The 4,564-nt window shown below is 36.0% G+C and carries 6 protein-coding genes; 2 read left to right on the top strand and 4 right to left on the bottom strand.

What is annotated here, in order from left to right:
• Positions 1 to 34: 34 nt before the first annotated feature.
• From QOS06_RS10375 to QOS06_RS10365, 3 genes are all read right to left on the bottom strand, one after another.
• Positions 35 to 619 (bottom strand): low temperature requirement protein A, encoded by a 585-nt coding sequence (locus QOS06_RS10375; protein ID WP_283596022.1) that lies wholly within the window; start codon positions 617 to 619, stop codon positions 35 to 37.
• A gap of 62 nt (positions 620 to 681) precedes the next feature.
• The gene (locus tag QOS06_RS10370) at positions 682 to 1,047 is read right to left on the bottom strand and encodes a low temperature requirement protein A (protein WP_085650567.1); all 366 of its coding nucleotides are present in this window, start codon (positions 1,045 to 1,047) and stop codon (positions 682 to 684) included.
• 78 nt (positions 1,048 to 1,125) lie between these two features.
• Positions 1,126 to 1,590, bottom strand: coding sequence for a universal stress protein (locus QOS06_RS10365; RefSeq protein WP_003669854.1), 465 nt, complete (start codon positions 1,588 to 1,590; stop codon positions 1,126 to 1,128).
• 204 nt (positions 1,591 to 1,794) lie between these two features.
• Between QOS06_RS10365 and QOS06_RS10360 the strand changes: the two genes are divergently transcribed.
• Entirely contained in the window at positions 1,795 to 2,265 is a 471-nt protein-coding gene (locus tag QOS06_RS10360; protein WP_003669853.1) for an Lrp/AsnC family transcriptional regulator, read from the top strand.
• A 54-nt stretch (positions 2,266 to 2,319) separates the two neighbouring features.
• Here the strand turns inward: QOS06_RS10360 and QOS06_RS10355 are convergent, their stop codons facing one another.
• A complete protein-coding gene (locus QOS06_RS10355) occupies positions 2,320 to 3,633 on the bottom strand; it encodes a cation:dicarboxylate symporter family transporter (RefSeq protein WP_019252975.1) in 1,314 nt (437 codons plus the stop codon).
• A 249-nt stretch (positions 3,634 to 3,882) separates the two neighbouring features.
• On the opposite strand from QOS06_RS10355, the gene QOS06_RS10350 reads away from it, so the two are divergent.
• Entirely contained in the window at positions 3,883 to 4,509 is a 627-nt protein-coding gene (locus QOS06_RS10350; RefSeq protein WP_085650568.1) for a DedA family protein, read from the top strand.
• Positions 4,510 to 4,564: the final 55 nt, after the last annotated feature.

The following is a 4,564-nucleotide window of genomic DNA, read 5'->3' as shown; positions in this document are numbered from 1 at the left end:
AGCACTAACGTACTTTAAGAGAGCGATTCATCCCCTACTTATAGAAGTGGGGTATTCTCGCAAATTTATGGATAAAAATACTTACAACGGTTTTATTTACTTTTACCTTATTGTAATAGTTAGCAATTGCAAGGCCAATATAAAGCAAGGCAAAACCCAGGTACATGCAGGTTCCCGCAAATCGCGGATGTGCCTCTGCATCATCAATGAATTTCATTGCCACAGTTATTAGGCTAAGATCAAATAAAATAAAGTAATGAAGATAGATCATTAAATTTCCTGTCTCATGGCGTTGATGTTCATTAATTAAATGATCAAATTCAACAATGTAGGTAAAGAATAGCGCTGCAACTGTGGTAAGTATAAGAATAGACTGAATTGAAAAGCTGGTGGCAGTAAAGTAATCAGCAATACCGACAATCGTCTCACCAAACATCACGATAATTAATGCCGTAAGCCGTTCTAGCAAGTGCGAAAAGATGATGGGATGATGCTTTGTATATTTTCCGGTAAAGCCAGGCGCAATCCAACTGATAATAATACCAGCAAAAGCAATCCTCACTCTAACTCGGCTTTGATAAAAAATCCCACCAATAAAAAGCGTAACGGTCCTAAAAATTAAAATTCCAGCAAATGCTCGTGTAATCTGTTTATCTATCTTCTTTTCTGCCTAAAAGTAAACTATAAAACATATTGGATACATAACGTTAATGATAGCAATCCTGCAGCTATGAAAAAAATTGCTAAATGCCAGTCAAATGTTGTTGAAAACGAATTTGACATATAGAGAAGAATTGCCATATCGATGAACGAAAAGGTAACACTTGTTCTTGAAAGCTTTCCATGCCGATTTGTAAAAACCATCTGGACCATCCAGGAATTAATAAATACAATCACGACAATTGCAAAGATTCCTAAAACCGGCAATCCCACAATCCCATGGTGCAAATGGTGAATCATTTCTATTGCTCGGGAAACCATGTAAACGAACACTAAATCATAAAATAATTCTATCAAGGAAACTCGCTTAGTAATTTCATCTGCCACGATAACACACCTTCTTTTTTATAAAAAAAGAGTTAATGGTAATATTTACCACTAACCCTCATTGATAATATTCAATGACTATTTAACCTGATCTACATCAGTTCGGACAACTAACACATCAACAGGCGCATTACGCTTTACATATGACGTAACTGAACCCATTACAGCTCGTTGCATCCGTGATAATCCACTAGCACCAATAATAATCATGTCGTTGTGGTGATCACGAGGGAAGTCAAATGAAATAATTGTCTTTGGATTACCAAGACGGATATGAATGTCAAGATTGTCAAAACCATCCTTATCCTTGGCAGTCTTCAACAATTCATCAAGGTATTGCTTTGACTTATCAACTAACTGGTAAGCAATACTTCCATCTGACATACCAGCAAAGTTATAAGCCATTGCTCGTGTATCAATTACGTTTAAAATATCTATATGGGCACCATTACGCTTTGCAATTGCGATTGCACGATGCAATGCAAATTCTGATTCCTGAGAGCCATCAACTGGAACTAGGATGTTTTGATATTCTTGATCCATAGGTTTGAACCTCCAAACAAACAAGTAATATATTTACTTAAATTATACCATTTTTTTAAAGAATAAAGCGAAGGAAACCAGAATAATACTGACCTCAGATAAAATTCCAAATTTCCTAAAATTTAGACTATACATTAATCTTTAATTAGAGTAATCTTAATATATCCAATATACCTTTAATATTTGAAAGTGAGGCCGCATCTTATGGACAAGATCGATAGGAAGATTATTAACCTTCTTCAAAAAAACGCCCGTGCTTCTTTAAAAGAACTCTCTAAAGAATGTTTTATTTCATCACCAGCAATTGCGGCGCGAATTAATAAACTTGAACGAAATGGGATTATTACTGGCTACCATACAAGTGTTAACATGGAAAAAATCAACTTTCATGTTAAAGCTTTTATTCAGGTGCAACTTGAGCCTCGCCAAAAACAAGAATTTTACCCTTACATTCAACAAATTCCCAATGTGATTGAATGTAACTGTGTAACTGGTGATTATTCAGAAATTATGGAAGTTGTTTTTCCTTCTACCACCGATTTAGATAACTTCATCAATACTATTCAACAACGTTTTGGAAAGACAAGTACACAAATCGTATTTAGTACAAGCGTTGACCACCGAGGAGTTAAGCTAGCACCAGCCCAAGATACCGTTAGTTCAGAGAAAGAGTAAACATAAAAGCGAAGGTGAGGATTTCCCCATCTTCGCTTTTATGTTTATTTAATTTTATTCAGCTTCAACGTCAGTTTCTGTTGATGGTTTTTCCTTTCCGTAATTATCTAAATATGCATTATATTTTTCACGGTCAAGAGCACCTTCAGATTCACCGATAACAAGTGTGGCAATTGAATTACCAACCACGTTTACGGCAGTTCGTCCCATATCAACGAAACGATCAATTCCGGCAATGAAAGTCAAACCAGCCATTGGAACCCCAATTGTAGAAACACTAGCAAGCAATACAACAAAAGAAGCTCCTGGAACCCCAGCCATTCCCTTACTAGTAATCATCAAAACAACCAGCAGAGTAATTTGGTGAGAAATACTAAGATGAAGTCCATATGCTTGTGCTAAGAAGATCGCTGCTAATGATTGATAAATTGCAGATCCATCAAGATTAAAAGTATAACCAGTTGGAATAACAAAAGCTGTAATACCCTTGCTTACTCCCATCTCGTGCGTCTTTTTCATCAAACGAGGCAACGTAACTTCTGAACTGGCAGTAGTAAATGCCAAAACAATCTCATCAAGGATAGCGCGCATCGTCTTCCAATAACGTAAATGGAAAATATGAGCAGTAATACCGAGGACAACAATAATAAAGATTAACATTGTCACATACGCAATCACAATAAATAATCCTAATGGCAGCAGAGCACTAATACCCATTTCAGCGATTGTCATTCCAATTAAACCAAAGACCCCAATTGGTGCAAACTTCATAACCCAATTAGTAACTTTGAACATAACTTCTGAAACTGCATTTAATACATCAATTAAAATTTTAGCCTTTTCCCCAACAGCTGCAATTCCTAATCCGAAAAGAACTGAGAACAGGATAACAGGCATCATGTCACCATCAGACATGGATTTAAAAATGTTCGTTGGAATAATCGACAAAATTAATGGCCAGAATCCGCTACTATGTTCTGCAGATTTTGCAGTGGACATGTATTGCGAAATATCAGTTGCATGAAGTTTATGAATATCAATAAACGAACCTGGATGGGTAATGTTAGCCATTACGATCCCTAAAATTAACGCAATTGTGGTTAAAACTTCAAAATAAATTAATGTTTTTCCACCAATCCGTCCTAACTTTCTAATATCACCAATATTAGCAATTCCCACAGTCAAGCAAGAAACAACAATTGGCATTACGATCATTTGAATCAGCCGGATAAAGATTGTTCCTAAGCTCTGCATAACAGTGATGGCACCCTTATTTTGATAGAAAATTAATCCACAAATAATACCAAGGGCCAGCCCAATCATAATTTGCCAGCCCATACTGAGGCGTCCGAAACGATATCGCTTCACTTTATATCAATCTCCCTTATGTAGTCTTATTATACTTTAGCACATTTTTAGTAAGATTTTAGCAATTTTTAAGATTTTATTTAATTAAATCCGAACACTTTTTGCTCTTTCTAGGTATTTTATTCACTTCAATATAATAATTCTAATTTATAATTCGTAATTTTCACTAAAGAAAAATAAGACCGCTACTAAGTATTTCTCTAATATGATAGAGTGTTTAGAGAATATTTAATTGAACAGGAGTAATTTATGAACGCTTGGATAACGGAATTTATTAATCAGTTTGGTTATTTTGCAATTGCCTTACTAATTGCCCTTGAAAATGTCTTTCCACCGCTACCATCCGAAATTATCCTTACAATGAGCGGATTCATGACGACCACCACCTCTTTATCAATTGTTGGAGTAATTATCGCCGCGACAATTGGCTCACTTATCGGGGCACTTATTTTATATGCCCTTGGTCGCCAGTTAACTGTTAAACGTCTCGAACGTCTTCTTAGTCATCGTTTATTTAAACTTCTAGGCTTTCATCAAGATGATGCTAAAAAAGCAGTCGATTGGTTTAATAAACATGGGACAGGCGGTATTCTCTATGGCCGCTGCATTCCCGTTATCCGCAGTTTAATCTCTATTCCTGCTGGGATCGCGCAAACTTCATTAGGGAAATTCTGCCTTCTCACTACGATCGGAAGCGCAATTTGGAATACACTGCTTGTCGTTCTCGGCGCTTGGGTCGGCCAATCGTGGAATAAAATTGTCATAATCTTTAATGATTATACAACCATTGCTATTATCATCATGGCGATCGTTGGTTTATACTTTGCTTATCGGTGGTATCAAAAAAGAATAAAAAAACCTAAATTTCAAGAATAAGTTAGCCACTGGACTCAAATAAATAATACTGACCAATTGATTATTGGTTGATGGA

This window comes from Limosilactobacillus sp. DJ3M12, from assembly GCF_947381695.1.
GTDB lineage: Bacteria > Bacillota > Bacilli > Lactobacillales > Lactobacillaceae > Limosilactobacillus > Limosilactobacillus kinnaridis.
The sequence above is the reverse complement of the archived record's forward strand: the minus strand, read 5'-3'. Positions and strand labels throughout refer to the sequence as shown.